At 38.5% G+C, this 23,050-nt stretch carries 19 protein-coding genes; 15 read left to right on the top strand and 4 right to left on the bottom strand.

Features of this window, described 5'->3' with window-relative positions; genetic code table 11:
• Positions 1-357: 357 nt before the first annotated feature.
• From MMP60_RS07075 to blp2, 8 genes are all read left to right on the top strand, one after another.
• On the top strand, positions 358-1,728 hold the full coding sequence (locus MMP60_RS07075; RefSeq protein ID WP_241335616.1) for a diaminobutyrate--2-oxoglutarate transaminase: 1,371 nt from the start codon (positions 358-360) through the stop codon (positions 1,726-1,728).
• A gap of 2 nt (positions 1,729-1,730) precedes the next feature.
• Complete coding sequence (locus tag MMP60_RS07080) at positions 1,731-3,263, top strand: aspartate aminotransferase family protein (RefSeq protein WP_241335617.1); 1,533 nt, start codon at positions 1,731-1,733, stop codon at positions 3,261-3,263.
• 524 nt (positions 3,264-3,787) lie between these two features.
• A complete protein-coding gene (locus tag MMP60_RS07085; RefSeq protein ID WP_241335618.1) occupies positions 3,788-4,819 on the top strand; it encodes a substrate-binding domain-containing protein in 1,032 nt (343 codons plus the stop codon).
• 101 nt (positions 4,820-4,920) lie between these two features.
• The gene (gene pstC, locus MMP60_RS07090; protein WP_241335619.1) at positions 4,921-6,300 is read left to right on the top strand and encodes a phosphate ABC transporter permease subunit PstC; all 1,380 of its coding nucleotides are present in this window, start codon (positions 4,921-4,923) and stop codon (positions 6,298-6,300) included.
• Positions 6,297-7,691, top strand: coding sequence for a phosphate ABC transporter permease PstA (gene pstA, locus MMP60_RS07095; protein WP_112987191.1), 1,395 nt, complete (start codon positions 6,297-6,299; stop codon positions 7,689-7,691). Before pstC ends, pstA begins: the two co-directional genes overlap by 4 nt.
• 14 nt (positions 7,692-7,705) lie before the next feature.
• The gene (gene pstB / locus MMP60_RS07100) at positions 7,706-8,620 is read left to right on the top strand and encodes a phosphate ABC transporter ATP-binding protein PstB (protein WP_004956284.1); all 915 of its coding nucleotides are present in this window, start codon (positions 7,706-7,708) and stop codon (positions 8,618-8,620) included.
• 146 nt (positions 8,621-8,766) lie between these two features.
• On the top strand, positions 8,767-9,729 hold the full coding sequence (gene sohB / locus MMP60_RS07105; RefSeq protein ID WP_241335620.1) for a protease SohB: 963 nt from the start codon (positions 8,767-8,769) through the stop codon (positions 9,727-9,729).
• Positions 9,730-9,974: 245 nt separating this feature from the next.
• Positions 9,975-12,152 (top strand): Ig-like repeat protein Blp2, encoded by a 2,178-nt coding sequence (blp2, locus tag MMP60_RS07110; protein WP_241335621.1) that lies wholly within the window; start codon positions 9,975-9,977, stop codon positions 12,150-12,152.
• 23 nt (positions 12,153-12,175) lie between these two features.
• Here the strand turns inward: blp2 and MMP60_RS07115 are convergent, their stop codons facing one another.
• Positions 12,176-12,814: a DUF2238 domain-containing protein gene (locus tag MMP60_RS07115; RefSeq protein WP_241335622.1), complete on the bottom strand. Its 639-nt coding sequence runs from the start codon at positions 12,812-12,814 to the stop codon at positions 12,176-12,178.
• A gap of 39 nt (positions 12,815-12,853) precedes the next feature.
• Positions 12,854-13,204, bottom strand: coding sequence for a hypothetical protein (locus tag MMP60_RS07120; RefSeq protein ID WP_241335623.1), 351 nt, complete (start codon positions 13,202-13,204; stop codon positions 12,854-12,856).
• Positions 13,205-13,348: 144 nt separating this feature from the next.
• Between MMP60_RS07120 and MMP60_RS07125 the strand changes: the two genes are divergently transcribed.
• The gene (locus MMP60_RS07125; protein ID WP_241335624.1) at positions 13,349-13,954 is read left to right on the top strand and encodes a GNAT family N-acetyltransferase; all 606 of its coding nucleotides are present in this window, start codon (positions 13,349-13,351) and stop codon (positions 13,952-13,954) included.
• Between the two features lie 95 nt (positions 13,955-14,049).
• Entirely contained in the window at positions 14,050-14,454 is a 405-nt protein-coding gene (locus tag MMP60_RS07130; RefSeq protein ID WP_241335625.1) for a hypothetical protein, read from the top strand.
• Here MMP60_RS07130 and rsmD read toward each other — a convergent pair.
• A complete protein-coding gene (gene rsmD / locus MMP60_RS07135) occupies positions 14,451-14,999 on the bottom strand; it encodes a 16S rRNA (guanine(966)-N(2))-methyltransferase RsmD (RefSeq protein ID WP_241335626.1) in 549 nt (182 codons plus the stop codon). The two genes, MMP60_RS07130 and rsmD, sit on opposite strands and share 4 nt — an antisense overlap.
• Entirely contained in the window at positions 14,999-17,002 is a 2,004-nt protein-coding gene (gene mrdA / locus MMP60_RS07140) for a penicillin-binding protein 2 (protein ID WP_241335627.1), read from the bottom strand. Before mrdA ends, rsmD begins: the two co-directional genes overlap by 1 nt.
• 245 nt (positions 17,003-17,247) lie before the next feature.
• On the opposite strand from mrdA, the gene MMP60_RS07145 reads away from it, so the two are divergent.
• The 5 genes from MMP60_RS07145 to MMP60_RS07165 all read left to right on the top strand — a co-directional run bounded on the left by MMP60_RS07145 (position 17,248) and on the right by MMP60_RS07165 (position 23,029).
• Positions 17,248-17,769 (top strand): hypothetical protein, encoded by a 522-nt coding sequence (locus tag MMP60_RS07145; protein ID WP_241335628.1) that lies wholly within the window; start codon positions 17,248-17,250, stop codon positions 17,767-17,769.
• 63 nt (positions 17,770-17,832) lie between these two features.
• Entirely contained in the window at positions 17,833-19,146 is a 1,314-nt protein-coding gene (locus MMP60_RS07150) for a hypothetical protein (protein WP_241335629.1), read from the top strand.
• Between the two features lie 83 nt (positions 19,147-19,229).
• Entirely contained in the window at positions 19,230-19,883 is a 654-nt protein-coding gene (gene adk, locus MMP60_RS07155) for an adenylate kinase (protein ID WP_241335630.1), read from the top strand.
• Positions 19,884-20,069: 186 nt separating this feature from the next.
• Positions 20,070-21,401 (top strand): SWIM zinc finger family protein, encoded by a 1,332-nt coding sequence (locus MMP60_RS07160; RefSeq protein WP_241335631.1) that lies wholly within the window; start codon positions 20,070-20,072, stop codon positions 21,399-21,401.
• Positions 21,392-23,029: a hypothetical protein gene (locus MMP60_RS07165; RefSeq protein ID WP_241335632.1), complete on the top strand. Its 1,638-nt coding sequence runs from the start codon at positions 21,392-21,394 to the stop codon at positions 23,027-23,029. The genes MMP60_RS07160 and MMP60_RS07165 overlap by 10 nt, the downstream gene beginning before the upstream one ends.
• Positions 23,030-23,050 lie beyond the last annotated feature (21 nt).

Below are 23,050 nucleotides of genomic sequence, written 5' to 3' on the forward strand. Positions count from 1 at the left end.
CAGTGTTTTGCAACGGAAAATAAAATAAAAAATATTAAAAATTAAACAATTAGATTTATAGATTTGAACGTTCATCTAAAAAAAATAGTGCTGTTAAAAAAAGCTTACTTTCTTTCGCTTGTCACATAGTATGATGATAATTCATCATACTTATTGGAATGAAGCATTTTTTCAATAAGATTAGATGAATGTCAGGCATAAAAAGAGTTTATTTTATTTCAAAATTAGGTATCATCTCGCTCCTAGTTGAAAGATATAAAAATTTGTGTCTGCACTAGATTCTAAAAAGCACCGAGTCAAACGACCGCAAGTCACCAGACTTATTTCTTTTACCCATATCAGAGATGGTAATTCGATATGAGCGTTACTTCCGTAAATCCTGCCGCTAATGCAACCAACGAATATTATTTGACTCGCCAAAGTCAGATGGAATCAAATGTTCGTAGTTACCCACGTAAACTACCGTTGGCAATAGCAAAAGCACAAGGCTGCTGGGTTACTGATGTTGAAGGTACAGAGTACCTTGATTGTTTAGCTGGGGCAGGAACATTGGCTTTAGGTCATAATCATCCTGCGGTGATTCAAAGTATTCAAGACACATTGGCAAGTGGTTTGCCATTGCATACTTTAGACTTAACAACTCCTTTAAAAGATGCGTTTACTGAAGCGCTTTTGGCTTATTTGCCAGGCGGTCAAGAAGAATATTGCCTACAGTTCTGTGGTCCATCTGGTGCAGATGGTACAGAAGCAGCAATTAAATTAGCGAAAACTTATACGGGTCGTAGCACAGTGATTAGTTTCTCTGGCGGCTACCATGGGATGACGCACGGCGCGCTTGCAATGACAGGTAACCTGTCAGCGAAGAATGCGGTGAATGGCTTAATGCCAGGCGTTCAATTTATGCCATACCCGCATGAATATCGTTGCCCACTTGGTTTAGGTGGGGAAGCAGGTGTTGATGCTTTAACATACTTCTTTGAAAACTTTATTGAAGATGTGGAAAGTGGTGTAACTAAACCAGCAGCCGTGATCCTTGAAGCGATCCAAGGCGAAGGTGGTGTGGTTACTGCGCCTGTGAAATGGTTACAAAAAATCCGTGAAGTGACTGAAAAGCACAACATCGTTTTAATCTTGGACGAAGTTCAAGCTGGTTTTGCACGTTCAGGTAAAATGTTTGCCTTTGAACATGCGGGCATCGAGCCTGATGTTGTAGTGATGTCTAAAGCGGTAGGTGGTAGTTTGCCACTTGCAGTATTAGGTATTAAACGTAAGTTTGATGCTTGGCAGCCTGCGGGTCACACGGGTACTTTCCGTGGTAACCAACTTGCGATGGGTACAGGTTTGGCATCACTTCAAGTGATCAAAGAACAAAACCTTGCTCAAAATGCGCAAGAGCGTGGTGATTTCTTACAAGCAGAGTTCAAGAAACTTGCTCAAGAATTCCCATGTATTGGTAACGTACGTGGTCGTGGTTTGATGATCGGTGTTGAGATCGTTGACGAGCGTAAACCTGCGGATCACATGGGTTCATTACCTGCTGATGCGCAATTGGCTGCTGCAATCCAAACGGCTTGTTTCAACAATAAATTATTGCTTGAAAAAGGCGGTCGTAACGGTACTGTAATTCGTTTACTTTGCCCATTGATTATTACTCAAGAAGAATGCGTAGAAGCAGTTGCTCGTTTCAAGAAAGCGGTTGCTGAAGCATTAAAAGCAGTACGAGGATAATCATGGTTGATTTTGCAGAACATCGTAAAGCGTTACTCTGCAATGATGCTCAATCCATTGCTGACTATCAGTCAGCAATGGGTGAAGCGGTAAATGCCGTTTCAGCATGGTTGCAAAATGATAAAATGTACACAGGTGGAAGCATTAAAGATTTGCGTGCAGCAATCTCTTTTAATCCATCAAAACAAGGTTTAGGTGTACAGCAGTCATTACAACGTATGATTGAGCTTTTCCTCAACAAGAGCTTAAAAGTACATCATCCACATTCACTTGCACACTTACACTGCCCAACCATGGTGATGAGCCAGATTGCGGAAGTGTTGATCAATGCAACCAACCAATCGATGGACTCATGGGATCAAAGCCCAGCGGGTTCTTTGATGGAAGTTCAATTGGTTGATTGGCTTCGTCAAAAAGTGGGTTATGGCACTGGTCAAGCAGGTGTGTTCACTTCTGGTGGTACACAGTCAAACTTGATGGGTGTATTGCTGGCGCGTGATTGGTGTGTCGCGAAAAACTGGAAAGATGAAAACGGCAAACCGTGGTCTGTTCAGCGTGATGGTATCCCAGTAGAGGCAATGAAAAACGTCAAAGTCATCTGTTCTGAAAATGCACATTTCTCTGTGCAAAAGAACATGGCGATGATGGGTATGGGCTTCCAGTCAGTTGTGACTGTTCCTGTGAATGAAAATGCACAGATGGATGTTGATGCGCTAGAAAAAACCATGGCACATCTTCAAGCTGAAGGCAAAATCGTTGCGTGTGTTGTTGCAACAGCAGGTACGACAGATGCAGGAGCAATTGATCCACTCAAGAAAATCCGTGAGATTACCACGAAGTATGGTTCATGGATGCATATTGATGCAGCTTGGGGTGGTGCGCTGATTCTTTCAAATGATCATCGTGCAATGCTCGATGGAATTGAATTATCAGACTCAATCACGCTTGATTTCCATAAACATTATTTCCAAAGCATTAGTTGTGGCGCTTTCTTGTTGAAAGACGAAGCAAACTATCGCTTTATGCATTACGAAGCAGAATATCTAAACTCTGCTTATGATGAAGAACACGGTGTGCCTAACCTCGTGTCTAAATCATTGCAAACGACTCGTCGTTTTGATGCATTGAAATTGTGGATGACGGTTGAAGCATTAGGTGAAGAGCTTTATGGTTCAATGATCGACCATGGTGTGAAATTAACACGTGAAGTTGCAGACTATATCAAAGCAACTGCAGGTCTAGAATTGTTGGTTGAACCACAATTTGCTTCTGTTCTGTTCCGTGTTGTTCCAGAAGGTTATCCAACTGAGTTTATCGATAGTTTGAACCAAAACGTTGCAGATGAATTATTTGCACGTGGTGAGGCGAATATTGGTGTGACTAAAGTTGGTCAGGTTCAATCATTGAAAATGACAACTTTAAGTCCAGTTGCAACACTTGAAAACGTTCAAAATCTTCTTGCGCTTGTGCTTGCAGAAGCTGATCGTATTAAAGATGCAATCGTTGCTGGTACTTATGTTCCTGCGATTGACTAATCGATTTGCTTTCTAAGAGAAAGGCACATTCATGTGCCTTTTTTATTTTTTAGTCTGTGAGATTGAGCTTAGAAAGATTTAGTTCATATGAATATACCTTTAATTTAATCTCAAGTAATTTTCGGAATAGCTTTAGATAGACGTGTAAATGGCTATTGGAAACCTGATTTTTATTTCATTTAGAACCAAGTCGACGGATTAAAACTAATATTACATAGACATTTGTCATATAGTTTTCATTACTAAGGCCGTCAAATTTGTATTTCTAGTTTGATTTCTTATATGTCGTGTTTTAAGTAAAAAATTATAAATTACAATCATTAAGATAATTTTCTTTTGCTATTTTTATCAAAAAATTCTTTTCTTTATGACTGAAAATTTTCAAATAAAAAATGATCATCATAAAAGCGTCATAAAGTTGTCACTTAATTGTCATATTATCTCCTCAAAATGCAGTTAACCAAAGTACAACACTTGAAGTTAAAAGAGTTGTAAATCAAATTGTATAAATGAGAGAAGACAGAATGCGCTTAAATCCACGTTATATCGCACTTGCATTAGCTGTATCTGGGGCAACTGTAGCAGGAACTGCTAACGCAGCTCGTGATACGATTCAAATTGCTGGTTCATCAACTGTATTACCTTATGCAAGTATTGTTGCAGAAGAATTTGGTAATACTTTCCCACAATTCAAAGCACCAGTTGTTGGTTCAGGCGGTTCTTCAGGTGGTTTGAAACAATTCTGCCAAGGTGTTGGCGACAACACAATTGATATCGCGAACTCTTCACGTGCTATCAAAGATACTGAAATCGCTGCATGTAAAAAAGCTGGTGTAAACCAAATCCAAGAAATCAAAATTGGTTATGACGGTATCGTATTTGCATCAAATGTAAAAAAAGCTGCTTATAAATTAAAACCTTATCACGTATTCACAGCATTATCTGCTCAATTACCTTCAAATGGTAAATTAGTTCCAAACCCATATACAACTTGGAACCAAATTGATAAATCTTTACCAAATGAGCCGATTACTTTAGTTATTCCTGCATCTAACCACGGTACTCGTGAAGTATTCCAAGAGAAAATGGTTGAAGCAGGTTGTGAAGCTTATGATTACTTCAAAAACTTAGATAAAGAAGCTCAGAAAAAAGCGTGCTCTACATTCCGTAAAGATGGTCGCGTAATCGAAATCGCTGGTGACTATACAGAAACTCTTGCTCGCTTAAAGACTTCACCAAGCGCTGTAGGTGTATTTGGTCTTGGCTTCTATGACTTGAACCGTGACAAGTTACGTGTTGCAACTGTAAACAACGTTGTTCCTTCTGAGAAGACAATTTTAAGTGGTCAGTACCCAGTTTCTCGCCCATTGTTCTTCTATGTGAAAGGCGAACACTTGAAGTCAATCAAAGGTTTATCACAATACGTAGAATACTTCTTAAACAAGAAAGTATCTGGTAAAGGCTCTAAGTTAGAAAAAGCTGGTTTGATCGCTTTGAGTGACAAAGAACGTGCAAAAATCCTTGCTGATTTTAAAGCTGGTAAAACAGTTAAATAAGTTTACTTAATAACGGAGGCTGGTGAGACTTAGGTTCATCGGCCTTTTTGTCTAGCTAAGTTTTTTCAAATAATGAAAGTTGAGAAAACAGTGGAGATTACATGAATCTGCTACTTATCGGTGTGTTATTAGCCCTTGTGGCAATCGCATATCAAATCGGGCTGAGCAAAAGCCGTAACCTAGCAGGTAAGGGGAATAACTCAGTAGCACTACATTCTCGTCCTGTGTATTACGGGGCTTTGGTTGCCTTGTGGTGTGGTATTCCTGCTTTTTTAATTTTGATAATTTGGAACTTGGTTGAGCCGAGTGTTTTACAACATATTATTTTTAATAATATCCCAGCATCCGTCAGTGCAACTTTAGATGCAGCAGGGCGTGATGTATTAATTGATCGTGTTCAAGCGATTGCTTCAGGTTTTGGTGTCACGGATCAAGCTGCGGCTTATGAAGTTGCTGCTGCACAACAATTAGCAAAATTTCAAACGATAGGGACTTTTGCTAAGTTAGCAGTAGTTATCAGTGTTGCGTTAGCTGGTTTAGTTTGGGCAAAGCGTAAAGTTAGTGAGCAATATCGTGCACGAAATCAGGTTGAAAAAACAATTAACGTTGCCTTGATTCTATGTTCTGGTGTTGCGATTTTAACAACTATTGGTATCGTTCTTTCGATGCTGACAGAAGCATTACATTTCTTTAAATTTGTCAGTCCTACTGATTTCTTCTTCGGTACAGAATGGAACCCAGGTTTCAGCACAACAGGAAATGCTGAAGGCAGTTATGGAATTTTGCCATTACTTTGGGGGACATTAATGGTCAGTGGTATCGCATTACTTGTTGCGGTTCCGATTGGCTTAATGATTGCAATTTACTTGGCAGAATATGCATCTCCAAAGCTACGTGCTTGGGCAAAACCAATTATTGAAGTATTAGCAGGTATTCCTACTATTGTTTACGGTGTATTTGCACTTATGGTCATCGGACCATTCTTCAAAATGGTAGGTGAAAGTGTTGGTATTAATATCAATGCGACAAGTGCTTTGACTGCTGGCTTTGTTATGGGAATTATGATTATCCCATTCGTATCATCATTATCAGATGACATCATTACTCAAGTTCCACGTTCACTCCGTGATGGTTCTTTAGGTTTGGGTGCTACAAAATCTGAAACGATTAGACAAGTTGTTTTACCTGCTGCACTTCCTGGTATTACAGGCGCATTTTTACTTGCTGTTTCTCGTGCTGTTGGTGAGACCATGATTGTGGTACTCGCAGCAGGGAATAGCCCATTACTACATGCAAACCCATTAGAAGCTGTTTCAACAGTGACGGTAACGATTGTAAAACAGTTAACTGGCGATACAGATTTCGCAAGTCCACAAGCATTGGTTGCATTTGCCCTAGGTTTAACGTTGTTTGTGATTACTTTGGGTCTAAACATTATTGCACTGTATATCGTGCGCAAATATCGTGAGCAATACGAATGAGTTCATCAAAGACATCTCCTTTGGATCCAAATGCGTTTGATCCTCAAGTGGCTGCTGAACAACGTGAACAGCGCAAAAAAGTTATCCAAAGCTCGTTGGCAAAACGTCATCGCAAAGAAAAAATGTTCCGTCTGGGTGGTTTCTCTGCAGTCGTGATTGGTTTGGCATTTGTGGCTTTACTATTCGGAAGTATTTTAGCGAGAGGCTTGCCAGCTTTCTGGCAGAGTAGCATGACAGTTCCTGTTTATTTTGATCCTACGATCATTAATGCAGGACCGAAACCAAAACCAACTGCGGGTGAGTCGCCAGCTCATTTTGAAGAGCGCTTTGTTGCTTGGCAAACTGAAATGGGTATGGTGGATTGGGATGCATTGATCGTAAATGGTATTGTTGCTAAAGACCCAGCACTTGAGTCGCAACGTGATTATTTGACTGGTATGTATACTAGCTCTGAAGCATACCGTTTACGTGATATGGTTCTTGCAAACCCAGCATTAATTGGCACTAAGCAAGAACTTAAATTCTTGGCAGATGCCAATGTCGATGTATGGTTATCTGGAAATATTGATCGTTCATTGCCTGATGATCAGCAACAACTTGATCCAGAAGTACGTCAACTCGCTGATCAGTTAGAAGCAAAAGGGATCATTGAAAGTACGTTTAATACCAACTTATTTGTTAGCCCTGACTCTCGTAGTTCTCCTGCAATCAGTGGTTTGGCTGGTGCATTCATGGGTTCATTGTTCATGATGCTCATCGTGATCGTGATCTCTATTCCAATTGGGGTTGCAAGTGCCATTTACTTGGAAGAATTTGCGCCGAAAAATATGATGACAGACATCATCGAAGTAAATATTAATAACTTGGCTGCTGTTCCTTCGATTGTGTTTGGTTTGTTAGGTGCTGCTATCTTTATCGGATGGATGCAACTGCCACTTTCAGCTCCGTTAGTGGGTGGTTTGGTTTTAAGTCTAATGACATTACCAACTGTAATCATTACCACACGTGCATCATTGAAGGCAGTACCACCATCTATCCGTCAAGCTGCATTAGGTTTAGGCGCATCAAAAGTACAAACAGTCTTCCATCATGTATTACCACTCGCGCTTCCTGGCATTATGACGGGTTCGATTATTGGTGTAGCACATGCATTAGGTGAAACAGCTCCATTACTTTTAATTGGTATGAGTGCTTTCGTAGCGAGTGTTCCGACAACGCCTCTTGATCAAGCAACAGCATTGCCTGTACAAGTATATTTGTGGCAAGGTAATGAACTACGTAACTTCTTTGAAGGACGTACAGCAGCAGCGATTATTGTGCTTCTAGCATTGATGATTGGTTTAAACAGCCTTGCTATTTGGCTACGTAAGAAATTTGAAGTGCGTTGGTAATTGAGGAGAGTACAATGAATACGATTGAAATTATGAACGCATTAGAAAAGGATAAGTCAGTGAATCCACAGCAAACAGAATCGAATTCATCTGAAGCACAAGTTCAGCAATCTAATACTGCTTTTGTTTCTCAGTTTGAAACGGCTTCATCAAACAAAAAGCCTAAAACCAATGAAGTAAAAATCACGACCAAAGATGTTCATGTTTACTATGGTGAAACTGAAGCGATTAAAGGTATTGATCTTGATATCTATCAAAATGAAGTGATTGCTTTTATTGGTCCATCAGGGTGTGGTAAATCGACTTTCTTGCGTACTTTGAATCGCATGAATGATACGATTGATACTTGTCGCGTAACAGGTAAAGTTACTCTAGATAATCAAGATATTTATGATCCAAATCTTGATGTGGTTCTACTACGTGCGCAAGTTGGTATGGTATTCCAAAAACCGAATCCATTTCCTAAATCAATTTTCGATAACGTAGCTTATGGTCCTAAGCTACATGGCTTAGCTCGTGATAAATACGATTTGGAAGAAATCGTTGAAAACAGTTTACGTAAAGCTGGTCTGTGGGAAGAAGTGAAAGATCGTTTGAGTCAGCCAGGAACAGGTTTGTCAGGTGGTCAGCAACAACGTTTATGTATTGCACGTACAATCGCAGTAAGCCCTGAAGTGATCTTAATGGATGAGCCGTGTTCAGCACTTGATCCAATTGCAACTGCGAAGATTGAAGAATTAATTTCTGAACTTTCTGAGCAATATACGATTGCCATTGTAACGCACTCAATGCAACAAGCAGCTCGTGTATCTGATCGTACTGCTTACTTCCATTTAGGTGATTTGATCGAAGTCAATTCAACTGAAAAAGTCTTTACTCAGCCTGATCATCAATTGACTGAAGCTTATATTACGGGTCGTTTTGGTTGATTCTTGCTGAATAAATTAAAGAGCCTTCGGGCTCTTTTTTTATGAGGTAGATGAAAATGAATCTATTTTGCAAAATCACTATTGAATTTTTATTCAACAGGCCACATCTTAGTCGAATAAAGCCGAACTTATAGAGCACTTACTTTATGTTATTCCATTTACCTAAATTTCCTGCTGAAATTCGTATTAGTCATTTAAATGCGCGTGTGAATGAACAAAGAAAAAGAATTGCACAAACAACAGCATCTCGTTTGGAATTACTACAACTCGTTCAACAACTTGCTAAAGAAGCAAAGATTCGAAAAAAGAATGATCAAAAAATTTATGTGCTTGACTTTAAAGGTGATGTGCAAGCATCTGCGGTAGATACTATTCGTGAAGAAATTACTTTAATTTTAGCAACTGCAAAAGCAGGACATGACCGTGTCGTTGTACGTTTAGAAAGCCCTGGTGGTATGGTTCATGGTTATGGTCTAGCTGCTGCTCAATTGGTTCGTTTACGTGATGCCGGTTTTAATGTCACGATTTGTGTGGATAAAGTCGCTGCAAGTGGCGGTTATATGATGGCATGTATTGCCAATGAAATTATTTCTGCTCCTTTTGCGGTTGTAGGTTCGATAGGAGTGGTTGCTCAAGTTCCAAACTTCAATCGTTTATTGAAGCAACATAATGTTGATTTCGAGCTGTATACTGCGGGCGAATACAAACGTACTGTGACGATGTTTGGTGAGAATACGCCAGAAGGTAAAGCGAAATTTGAAGAAGAGTTACAACAAACCCATTCTTTATTTAAGCACTTTGTTGAGAAGTATCGTCCACAATTAGATGTTGCTAAGGTTGCAACAGGTGAGCACTGGTACGGTGAAGATGCACGTGAATTAAATCTGGTTGATAAATTGCAAACCTCTGATGAATATTTGTTAAGCCTATTACCAAAACATGATGTGTATGTGATCAATACCCGTAAGCGCCCAACTTTTGGTGAAAAACTAGGTTTGCAGGCTGCGCAAATGGCTGAGAGTTTAATCCCAACAGTAATCGGAAAACTTGCTGATAGTTTAGTGAAGGCAAATAGTTCACTTGTGCAAATGCGTGATCCAAAATTTTAATTAGATTTTATGTTGGGTATTTTGATAAACCAGTCTATTTAGGCTGGTTTATCTTGTATTTAGAAATTTATAGTACAATTTTATTATTCAAATTTGGATACAGAACCGCTATCTGAAAACAAAAAAGTTGTTCTAGAACAGATTGTTGTTATCACTATCATTTGTTATTTTAACCATTGGGTTAATTCTTTAACGATCTAGTATTCAATAAATACATAAAAAGCAATTGATAAGAGAGCATAAAAATGACAAGAGTCGTCGTTTCATCTAAGAAAAATTTACATATTTTACAAGATGCCCAAATGAAAAGTGTCATTTTGGATCAGCCCTCAATTGTACAAATTGGTCTAAATCAGGCAGATATAAAATCAATTATCAAGCAAGGTAATGATCTTGTTATTACATTAAAAAATGGTGAGAAAATTATTATTAGTGGTTTCTACACAGATGCCAATATAAGTGAACATACACTTGCAATTCCAAATGAAGATGGAAGTTATGCAATTGCTCAATTTGATGACTCAGGCAGGTTTATCCGTTATGTGCCTGCAACTCAATTGTCTGCGTTTGTTTATAGTGAAATACCGACTCAAAGTATTCAAACCGAGAGAGGGGTAGATGATTTAGGCATTAGTAAGTCACAATTATTGAAAGTTGGTTTAGTTGCTTTAGCAGCAGAAGGCGTATATCTATGGGCTGTAAAAGATGATGATGACACATCTAATCAAAATCAGTCTGTTGATATTAGTCCACCAGTTGTTCCAACAGCAACCTTAGGTGAAGATACGCAAACCATTACAGGCAAAACAGAAGCTGGTGCAAAAATTGAAATTAAAGATACCACAGGAAAAGTAATTGCAACTTCACAGGCCGATCAGGAAGGTAATTATATAATTAAGCTTGAACAGCCTTTGGCGAATAATAACAAAGTAACGGTGATTGCGATTGATGCTGCTGGTAATTCCTCTAAAGCAATTGCCGTGATTGGTAATAAAGATACGATTGCGCCAGAAGCGCCAAGTGCTCAATTAAATGTAGATGGGACGATTGTCTCAGGTAAGACAGAAGCGAATGCTAAAGTATCTATTTATGATGCAGATGGAAAATTATTAGGCTCTGTGAATGCAAATAGTTCGGGATTGTATTCCATTAAACTTTCACCTGCATTAACGGGTGATAAAGGTGGAACAGTGATTGCTGAAGATGTCTCAGGGAATAAGTCTACGCCGTCTAAGGTTATTGCAGGAAAAGATACTTTAGCTCCTGATCAACCATTAGTAGAAGTGAATCAAGAAGGAACGTCAATTTTAGGTCGAGCAGAAGCAAATACAAAAGTACAAATTAAAGATCTAGATGGAAAAATTCTTGGAAGTGGTCTTACAGATGCACAGGGCAAATTCAATATTACACTTTCACCAGCTCTCACACTAACTCAGAAAGCGACTGTTGTGCTTGAAGATGCGGCAGGAAATCAGTCTAAGCCATTAGAGATTAGTGCAGGAAAAGATACTATTGCGCCAGACAAGGCAGTAGCACAATTAAATGCGGCAGGTGACTCGCTCACGGGTACAGCTGAAGCAAATGCTAAAATTCAAATTAAAGATTCAAGTGGTAAATTAATTGGAAGTGGGGTTGTTGATGCACAAGGTCAATTTACGATTTCTATTTCACCCGAATTAACAGATCAAAAAACAGCGAAAGTATATGTGATTGACTCAGCGGGTAATTTATCTGATGCAACGGGGATCGTTGGGACAAAAGATATTACTCCTCCCACGAAGCCTATAATTCCAAAATTAACTGATGATGTTGGTGATGTTAAAGGTCCTATTAATGCAGATGGTACAACGGATGATGTTAGACCAACCATTTCTGGAGCAGCAGGTTCAGCAGAATCTAAGGCTTTATTAACGATTTATGATAATGGTCAAGCAATAGGCGTTGTTACAGTTGCTAGTAATGGAAGCTGGGTGTTTAATCCAAATTATGATTTAGCGTTAGGGCTTCATAAAATTACTTTGACTCAGACAGACGTAGCTGGGAATACTAGTGAATTGAGTGATGAATTTAGTTTTACAATCGTTTCTCCAATGGCGACCTTAGCATTAATGCAAAGTGAAAATATTGATTCTAGTCTTAGTTATGTATCGCTCGTGGATCAGGTTGATTTGAGTTCGTTGGAAACGAAACAAGTAGCTGTTACACCATTACCATCAGTCGAAAAAATTTCATTAAATGATATATTGGTTTCGTCAAATCAACATGATAACCAACTTGATGAGGTATTAAACCAGTTTACTTCTACACCATCCACATCTACCAATGATGTTGTGGATAAGAGTTTAATAAATTCTGATTTTATTCCAATCACTAAATCAGAGATCTTTGATCCATTGGATGTATTGCAACATTCAATCATTTAGGTTCGATTTGTTAAACAAAACGTTTATTTGAGAGTAAGCGTTTTGTTTTTGTATAGTTGAATGATTCCCGTTAGGATCGCGCCAAGCGTAGCAAGAAACATGTCTTTATGTGCATCCCACTGATCACCTTGCTGCCCATTATAGTTCTCAGCATCTTCAGGAGATAAACCCATCGCAATCCACCATTCAATTAATTCATAAAATAAGCTGGTTGCCATGACAAACTGAATCACTAATAAGAATAGAGAAAATGGTTTTACTTGAGGTAACCACACTTGGAAGCATCGGTAAAAGAATGGGTACAGTAATAAACCATAAGCAAAATGTACGAACCGATCATACATGTTACGTGACCAGTCCATGCTTTGATTTAAGTCAAAGTGGAACAGCGTGCTCACCCAATCATTATAGGGAACATATGAGTATAAGTAGTGTGCGCCAATAATATGAATGAAAAGAAATGCTAAATATAAACAAAAACTATAAAAGGTAATGCCAATTTTTTTAACTGCGACCAATAGTGCAATCAGCATCAGAACAGTACCTGTCTGATGCAGTAAATAGGATTCAAATTCTAAAGGGTAAATACTTGCGAGAATTACACTGAGCAAAATGATTGCCAAAGCAATGTAGTGTTTTAAATAGAGCTGTTTTTCTATCATGCCATATCCAAAAATGAAGTAAGGCAAATGAGATTTACCTTACTTGGTCGCGTTTATGTCAATTGGTTCTTCTACTGTAGATATACCACCAAGTGCCTGACAAGCTTGTTTATATAATTGATATTTTTGTTGTACAACTTCATCTAGTGGGATGTCAAAAAGGTCTTCTCCATTTTTATATTGTTCAATATAAGTTGAAGCTTTTTCCTTGTTTGCTGCAAGTGTTTGTTGGTAAAAATTGGACATTGAAGAGGGGGCGAGCTGATTTGCTTCAATGTTTTTGCATTGGAAAGCTTGTAAGATTTTCTCAGCACGTTTGACTTCGCTAGATTTGCCAAAGATACACCCAGTTAAACCGAGAATAAGAATAAATAAGAAAAAAAGCTTCATGATAAATAGGGTAAAATTGGGTTGCGGTATTATTGTATATTAAATTAATGACATGAATTAATTATTAATGCCGAGCACAAGAAAAATTAAGTAATTTTTAATAATTTACATTTGCTTTGAAAAATAACCAATTTGGGGGTGGCTATGAACATCAGAAAAGCTGAGAAGAAAGATGTATATGAATGTGTCCCATTAATTTATAGCGCAGGAATTCCACTATTTGATTACATCTATCAGCATGAGCAGATCACAGCAGAAAACTTTATTCATAAAGAGTTTCTATCAGAACAAGGCTATACCAGTTATAAATTACATTGGGTTGTTGAAGAGCATGGCAAAGTCATTGCTGTGGTGGCGTGTTATGCAATCAAAGATTTATCCAGCATGGACAATGGAACGATTAGAAATATCTTAACCATGTATAAATTTCGATTTCCTCGCGTTTTAATACGAGCATTACATTCTGGTTCAGTGGTGACAAAACCCAATGCGGCTAGTCTGCATGTGGCAAATTTTGGTGTGCATTCTAGTTATCGTAGTAAAGGAATTGGCTCTTTATTGTTGCAGCATCTCAAATTGCTTGCAAAAGAACAGGGCTATTCGTCGCTGTCTCTAGATGTCTCACAAGGCAATCCGAAAGGGCAACGTTTATATGAACGAATTGGTTTTAAAGTTGTTCAACAAACAGCATTTAAGGGAGAGAAAAATCAAACTATACCAAATGGTCGACGGATGGAATGGCATTTCTAACAACACCTTTCATATGGAGATGAAACATTGAGTGAATTGATCAAAAATAATTTTTGGCATTATGCTAATCATCAGCATCATTAAGTCAAACATTTATGCAAGTTCTAAAAAGTATTTTATATGGTTTACTGCTTTGTTGCTCGTGTTGGGCGAGTGCTCAGGATTATGATTTCTTTGTAGAAAGAGATGATGATACTGAGCATCTGTTTGATGCGGCTTATCCAAAAATTACAACAGATTATTCAGTACTACATAATCTATTTTTTCAAGATGATCGTTGGCAAGTTTACAATTATACTGCTTATCAAACCAATCAGTTCAGCCACAAAATGTTAACAGGAGATACAAGTAATCTTTCCTTAGATGATTTTTCGATTTCACTTGGATATGGCATCGTGTATCAATTGAATCAGAATAATCGACTTGGTTATGAGTATCTCTCAAGTTTTCCGTTTGATCGTGGGCAGTTAATCCGTTTGTTTTGGTTACGTATTTTTTAAGCCTTTTTTTGATACAAACCAGCTCTGACAATCCCCGCTTTGGTTTCTTTGAGCTTTTGCCACGTTGATGGAAGTTGCAGTTGAGCCAATTCTCGATCGGCTTCTACATAAATAAATGCATTTTCAGCAATGATTGGATCAGCTAACGCAGCAAGCTCTTGCCATAAGTCTAAATCATAGGGTGGGTCTAAAAATATTACATCGAAAGGAGTATTAAGCTTCTTTAATGCCTGCTGAGCAGTGAGGCTGAGTAGCTGACAATTTTCGGCTTTTAGAAGTTGGATATTTTCTTTTAAAAAACGTGCTTGAATCGGGTTTGGTTCGATCATCACAACTTTGGCAGCACCACGTGATAGTGCTTCAAAAGCTAATGCACCAGAACCACTGCACAAGTCTAAAACCTGTGTGTTTTGAATATCCCACATGAGCCAATTAAATAAGGTTTCTCTTACGCGATCTGGGGTTGGGCGTAAACCATCAATGCTAGCAAATGGAAGTGTTCTGCGTTTCCATTCACCACCGATAATACGTAATTGATTCTTCATTATTCAGAAACTCCATCAGTTGCATGAGAAACGGCAGGTGTTGTGGTCTGATTGGAGGTTGCAGGAGCAGATGCTGGTAGGTGAGTTGCACCACTTGGTAATTCACCAGGCTTAATACCAGCGGTCATTAAGCCACCACTCACTTGATGGTTAGCTGGGCGAAGAGGATTCTTTTTACGTGTCACTAACCAGTAATCAAAAACTGGGCGGGCAAGTTGAGCTGCTGAGCCACCATGTTTACCATTTTCCCAAACGACAGCAATTGCGATTTCAGGATTGTCTGCTGGGGCGAAGCCAACAAACAAACCATGATCCCATTGTCGAGATGAAAGGGCAGCTTCATTATAGCGTTTGCCTTGAGCGATACTTTTGACTTGCGCTGTACCTGTTTTACCTGCAATAGAGTACTGTAAACCGCCTTTAATCCCACGACCTGTTCCTGATTGAATGACATCAATCATAGCAGCATGCATGTTGAGCCAATCTTGTTCTGTACCATTAAATTGAATTTTGCCATCAGGGGCGTTATGAACAGCGAATTTTTTTACGCCTTTGTGCTCTCGTAATACATGAGGGGTAAGATGAGAGCCTTTATTGGCGGTAATTGCTGTTGCCATAGCGAGTTGCAGTGGTGTTGCTGTAAATGCACCTTGCCCAATACTGACGGAAATGGTTTCACCTTTTAACCATTTCGATTTACGTGTCCGCATTTTCCATTCTGGACTTGGATACAAACCTGTACTTTCACTTGGTAAATCGATACCTGTTTTTTCACCAAATCCAAATTGGCGCATCCAATCATTCATTTTTTCGATACCCATACGGTAAGATAGGATATAGAAATAGGTGTCACAAGAAACGACTTCGGCTTTGTGTAAATTTACAGCACCATGCCCCGATTTTTTATGATCGCGGAAGCGATGGCTATCTCCAGGTAAATTAAAATAGCCAGGGTCAGAAATCGCAGTGCCCCAATCAACAAGTCCGTAGTGAATACCACCCAACCCAAACATTGGTTTAATGGTTGAGCCAGGTGGATAAACGCCTTGTACCGCACGGTTATAAAGAGGTTGATCTAAGTTATCACGTAGCCCACTATAATCTTTTGAACTAATGCCTGTAACGAATAGATTTGGATTGAAGCTTGGACTAGATACCAGCGCTAGAATTTCTCCAGTCCGTGGATCCATTGCAACAATTGCACCTCGACGGTCTGTCAATTGTTGCGCTGCAATGGTTTGAAGACCATAATCTATTGATAAATAAAGGTCATTACCTCGAATTGGGTTTTGACGTCCTAAATGGCGGAGTACATTACCGTGCGCATCTGCTTCAACAGATTCATAGCCTGGTGTCCCATGTAATAATTCTTCATAACTTTTTTCCGCCCCAATTTTTCCAATTAGGTTTGTGCCTGCATATAGATCTTTATCAATTGATTTAAGTTCTTTGTCATTAATTCGACCTACATAGCCAAGTACATGTGCAAATAGTTCACCATGTGGATAGTAGCGTGTCATTTGTGTTTCAATTTTGACGCCAGGGAAGGCATATTTGACTTCACTGAACTTAGCAATATCTGTTTCAGTCAGATTGAGTTTAATCGCAATGCGTTCGGTTTTACGTGCAGTTTTAACACGACTTTTAAAACGATCTACGTCTTCTTGGGTTAAGCTCAAGACTGGAATTAAACGTGCAATTGTTCCATCAATATCTGCAACATCTGTACGACTTAGGGTTGCAGTAAAAACAGGATAATTATCGGCTAAGAGTACGCCATTACGATCATAAATGTAGCCACGCGCAGGTGGGAGTGGCTGTAAGCGAATACGGTTTTTATCTGATGCCGTTGTAAAATCATCGTAATGAATAATCTGTAAATATGCATAACGACAGATTAATAAAAGTAGAAAAGTCGTGACAATAAAAATTGCAAAAAAGATTCGACCCTTATAAATGCGCTTTTCTTGTTGCATGTTTTTTAAAGGAAAGTGCTGTTTCATAGGGTGTCGACTTAAATTACAAGGAGAAAAACATAGAAGTGCGGTATTTTAACGTAAGTTGCATGATCATACTGTAGTATTTTCAATACATCAGTTTGTATGCATGATGGCACGACAGTTTTTGACTTTGCAGACATTAAAATTGTAGGGACTTGTATATTAGAAGCAAAATAATTCTGTTAAAGTCACAAACTGTTTGAAATAGGATTGTCCAATATACATTCTTAGGGAAAATGGAGAAAATAATGAGAAAATTTTACCTATTACTAGCGGTTTTAGCACTTAATGGCATCGTCCATGCTGAAGAAAATGCCTATATGCCCGAAGCAAAATTAAAAGGGGCAAAAGATGTAGCAACTTGGAACGTTGGTGCAGGTTTTACTAAAAAATTACTACACGCAAATCTAGAATGGGTCAATCCATATGGTATTGCCTATGTAAAAGCAGGTGCTTTTTTAAATGATGGTAACCCTGCTGGTGGTCAGATTGGATTCCGTTATCCGTACCATTTAACAGGAACGGATAAAAATGGTTATTACATTGGTGCTTATGCCGGTCATATTGAAAGTAAAAATGTTGATGGTGAAGAAAAAGCACGCTTAGGGGCCGGGGTTGATCTTTCATATGTTTGGTTGAATTCTGAACGTGTTAGTACCTTTAGTGTAGGGCTTGGTGCTGGTGAAAGACTGAAAAACTCTCGTGGTGTTGTCACTGATAAACCTGAGCCAACAATCCAGTTTTCTTACAGCTTAAGTTTTGGCTTATAGGAGCAGAACTTATTGTTCATTCTTTTATAAGTCTTAATGTATTAATAATTCTGAGAGTCATGCATGTTTGATTACGTCAATGAATTGTGGCAGATTTTCTTAAATCGACCTGACCATCTGGCGGTCCTAAGTATTATTCCAGTGACAGCCCTAGTAACATGGGCTCACGTATGGATGGCTTTAAAAATGGTATTTTACCCAATTAACTTTTGGGGATTCCATCTAGGACCATTACCTGTTGGTTGGCAAGGAATTGTGCCGCGTAAAGCAGGGCGTATTTCGGGCATCATCACAGATAATACATTATCAAAATTAGGTTCATTGCGTGAATTTTTGCAAGCAATGGATCCTGAAGATATGGCAATGATCATTGGTGAACAAGTTGGGTTTGAACTTGAGCACTTGATTGATGAAGTCATGGTTGATCGAAATGCGGTGCTGTGGGAAAACTTACCTTATTCGATTAAGCGTCGTATTTATGCGCAAGCGCATAAACAGCTTCCAAATACTTTAAAGGAACTTGTGACTGAGCTGACCATGAACGTGGAGTCACTTGTTGACATGCGTGAAATGGTGGTAAGCCAAATGGAAAATGATCGCCGTTTAATGGTGCGCATGTTCCAAAAAGTCGGACAAAAAGAAATTAATTTTATTTGGCATATCAGTGCTTTAATTGGAATGTTCTTTGGTATTTTCCAAATGATCGTTTGGTTCGTTGTACCGTGGCATTGGACAGTTCCTTTTTGGGCTGCGATTTGGGGCTTTTTGACCAACTGGATCGCAATTTGGATGGTATTTAATCCGATTGAACCGCATTATATTCGTTATCCGCAGATTTTTCGTTTGACCAAAGATCGTAAGTTTCCTTGGATTGTTCCTGTGCTAAAGCTTGGTACATATAACGTTCAAGGTGCATTCATGAAACGCCAAGAGGAAGTTTCGGATGTTTTTGCGAGCGTGGTAACGGAGGATTTGATTACTCTAAAATCCATCATGACTGAAATGATGTATGGCAGTAAAAAAGACAAAACTCGTCGTATTGTCAAGCGCCATATCAATGAAATCATGGAAACCCCATTGGTTAGAACATCATTGCAGCTTTCATTAGGTCCAAGAGAATATGCTAGACTCAAGACCGACTTGATTGATCGCTCAATTGAAATTACTATGGGTCCAGTATGTGATCCAGCTCTGAATGCAAGTCGTGCGCAGAAGATCTTTCAAATGTTTAGAGACCGCATCCGTGAACTGACACCGAAAGAGTTTCAGAATCTATTGCGACCTGCATTCCAAGAAGATGAGTGGATTTTAATTGTATTGGGTGGTGTAACTGGTTTTTTTGCAGGTTTAATCCACTTATTTGTCGCTTTCTTATAATTAATTTGATGTTGGTTGAGCAATAAGTCTGTATGATATTGCTCAATTTAAGATTTATTGTTTTTAAATGAGGATGTTCTTTTATGCGCATTATTTTACTAGGACCACCTGGGGCAGGTAAAGGTACTCAAGCTCAGTTGATCTGTAAGCGCTACAATATCCCACAAATTTCAACCGGTGATATGCTCCGTGCTGCGATTCGTGAAGGAACTGAACTAGGTCTTAAAGCGAAAAGTGTTATGGAGTCTGGTGGTTTAGTATCAGACGAACTCATTATTGGTTTGGTTAAAGAGCGTATTGCTCAACCAGACTGTGTAAACGGTTGTATTTTTGACGGTTTCCCACGTACGATTCCACAAGCTGAAGCTTTGGAAACAGCGGGTATTTCAATTGATCATGTGATCGAGATTGATGTTCCAGATGAAGAGATTGTTCAACGTCTTTCAGGTCGTCGTCAACACGCTGCATCGGGTCGTGTTTATCATATGATTTACAATCCACCGAAAGTGGAAGGTAAAGATGATGAAACAGGTGAAGATCTTATTCAGCGTCCAGATGACAAAGAAGAAACGATTCGTAAACGTTTAGGTTCATATCATAGTGAGACTGAGCAATTGGTCGGTTTCTATCAAGGTCGTGCTGCTTCAGGCGAAAATGCACCAACTTATGATAAATTGAATGGTCTACGTGCAATCGAAGAAGTTCAAAAAGAATTATTTGCAATTTTAGATAAATAATTTAGATTTTTGATAAAACTGTCTTATATGAATATAAGGCAGTTTTTTTATGCCAATAATTTTCTACGACATAAGATGTCGTCTTGTCTAATTAGATGATATAAAAATTGACTGAAAAACGTTATAGTTCATTCAAGCGTAAAATTTAAAAATACTGAAACTTAGAATTATTTTAAAGGGTTAACTATGTTGCTGACGATTCAATCTGATCAAGTCGAGCAGATTATTCCAGATGCAAGTTCGGCAAAATCAGCCAAGAAGCTCGCAAAATTTGAAGCATGGAACAATATCTCAGGTTCGACTGATCAGTGGATTTGGGGAGAAATTCAAGGCAGTGCAATTTATCAAAGTGCAATTTTTTTACCTGAGCTTAAATGCGAATGTAGTTGTCCAAGTTTTAAACGACCTTGTAAACATGCCTTAGCATTATTGTTTGTCTATACTGAGTATCAAGACAAATTTATTGTGCAATCAGATGAACAGAGCATACCTGATCGAGTACAAAAATGGCGGGATAAAAAAACAAAAACACTTGAGAAAAAAGAAAACAAGATTGATAAGCCGATTGATGAAGAAGCACGTGCAAAACGCCAATTAGCACGTGAGAAAAAAATGGATGCAGGTATTGAGGCATTACAAACATGGTTGAATGATGTTGTCACGATGGGACTTGGGCGATTGCGTCAACAACAACATGAAAAGTTCCGCGATATTCAAAGCCGTTTGGTCGATGCTCAAGTTGCAGGCCTAGTCAGTTATTTAGATGAGTTTTCGAGCGCGCTGTATCAAAGCAATTGGCAAATGCAGAGTTCATTTTGGTTAGCTAAATTACAAACAGCCGTTCATTTATGGCAAAACCGTCAACAGTTCCAACCAGAACTTTATGAAGAAGTAAAACAGCTTTTTGGTGTGAATTTACCAACTGATGTGTGGGATAACATATCCGCTCAGATACTTCATGTTTATGCCTTAGGACAAGTAACACAGGAGTTGGTCAATACTCGTGGACGTTATCGTCGTCAATGGCTGTGGGATAGTCAAAATTTACGGGACTATTTGCTATTAGATTTTGAAATTCCACCTTATTCGAACTTTGGCTTAACGTTGCCTTTCCAAAAACAACTGGCTTTAAATGCCAAACTTTATCCAGTGATAAGCCAACAACGCCTTCGTTTGGAAGATAATTTAAAGTCATTCAATGATTTGAGCCTAACGCTGGTTGCGCCAAAAGGCTTTGAAAATTTTGATCAAGCATTTACTCAATATGCGAATGGATTAAAACAATATCCTTTGCAGTTAGTACGCTTTTTCTGGCTAGAGCAATTGCATTTAGTCAAACATGACAAAGTAATTTATTTGGTCGATCAGGATCAAAAAATGTGTGAAATTGAGATTAAACAATTTGTTGAGTTATGGTTTTTAGTGGGGACTGAGCCATTTAGTGCAGGCGTTGAATGGAATGGATTGCAACTAAAACTGGTGAGTATTTGGCAGGGAGGGCACTTTGAATGTCTTTAAGCACATCATACACTGAGTTTAACCAGCAATTACTACTCAAACTGACGCTAGGACAGCAATTTAAACAGACTGTAAAAGTTCCTAATGAATTGCAAGTCTATGTGCCTCAGCAGATTGATTCAGCTCAAAATTTATTAGTCTTGAACCAATATTGGGTGCTCATGCAACAAGCAGGTTATCAAGCGCAAGTTGTGCCTGAAACAATCCAAAAAAACATGATTAAGACCGCTCAGGTACATAATGAAAAGTCATTGGATCATGAGCTTGTTCAAATTTTGAAATGGGTTGTGGCGCAAGAGTCGCCATTTTTGTATCAGGATTGGGTCAATCAAATTTTGAAACTTGCTCAACAGCAGCAGCAAGTGATTCCTCGCTATTTGGTGCTAAATGTTTTGCCACTGTGTCGAAATCCAGTATTACTGGCTTCTAGTTTCCCTGAATTTGCATTTCAAGGTGATGTGACAACACGTTTGGATGATGTTAAAAGGGTATGGAAATATTTGAAACAACAAGATGCAGCGCCATTGATTCGGCAGTTATTGAAATCAAAAAATAGCGAATGGTCATTGTTGATGAGCCAATTATGTAGTCAACTCCCCAACTTTATTCATCAGCATATTGCTGAATTTTGGTCACAATCCATTCAGACAAATCATTTGCAAAGTCATGCTGAAAGTCTTGTGACATATAATATGCCAGTGACTAAATTTGAAGCTTTATACCAGCATGTAAAAACATTAGAACCACAGAATGCAGCGACAGTAAGTAGTAATGCTGCATTAGCTTTCTATTTATATTATCAAGATAATGCACTTTATAACGAAGTTATGGCGTTACTGCGTGTATGTTTGAGCTACGATGCTCAAGCTAAAAAAGTTAAGTTCGATATTAACTTAGATCAAGATGATGTCCTCAATGATTATGGCTTTTTTGATCGAGAAGCTAATTTGGTTGAAAGTCGTAAAAGTTTAAAAACAGCTTACCAAAGTGCTCAAGTTGAGCAAGCTTATCAGGCATTTTGTGCAAGTTCACAGGGCGTACTTTATCTCAAAAGAATTTTAATCCAATTGCCACTTGCGTATTGGTTAGAATTATTTGGTGCTTGGGAACATTTATTCTTATTGCATTCACAGCAAAAAGATTCACTTTGGAATGCGTTTATTGTGTGTTGTTATCGAGAGCAACGACATGATTTAGCTATATCGTTTTACCAACATCAAGCCAAATGGTGTGAAGCTGTAACGGTATCAAGTGGGAACATGTTTGAACGTGAGTTAGTCTTTACTTTACTAGACCAAGAACCAGCAACTGGATTGTTATTAAAGCAACTCGAGTCCCATTACCAAAATCAAGATTTAGAACATTTCTGGTTGTTGTTTCAGCGTGCTAAGGCGCTGCATGATGTTCAAAATATCTCAGAAATGGCAGTCGTGTTATTACAACATGCATATGCGAACTTAGATTTGCAGCAGGATCAGAAGAAATTTACATTATTAAAAGAGCAGGCTCAATGGCTGATTTTGCAAGCTTATCCAATCGACATCAGTAGTTTACAAGCTCTTTTTTCTATTTCTGAATGGAAACAGCTCATTCAATTTAATCAGTACAAACAAAAACTTATTGCTTAATGATCAAGAAATCATAAATTA

This window comes from Acinetobacter sp. ANC 4805 (genome assembly GCF_022549495.1).
Taxonomy (GTDB): Bacteria; Pseudomonadota; Gammaproteobacteria; order Pseudomonadales; family Moraxellaceae; genus Acinetobacter.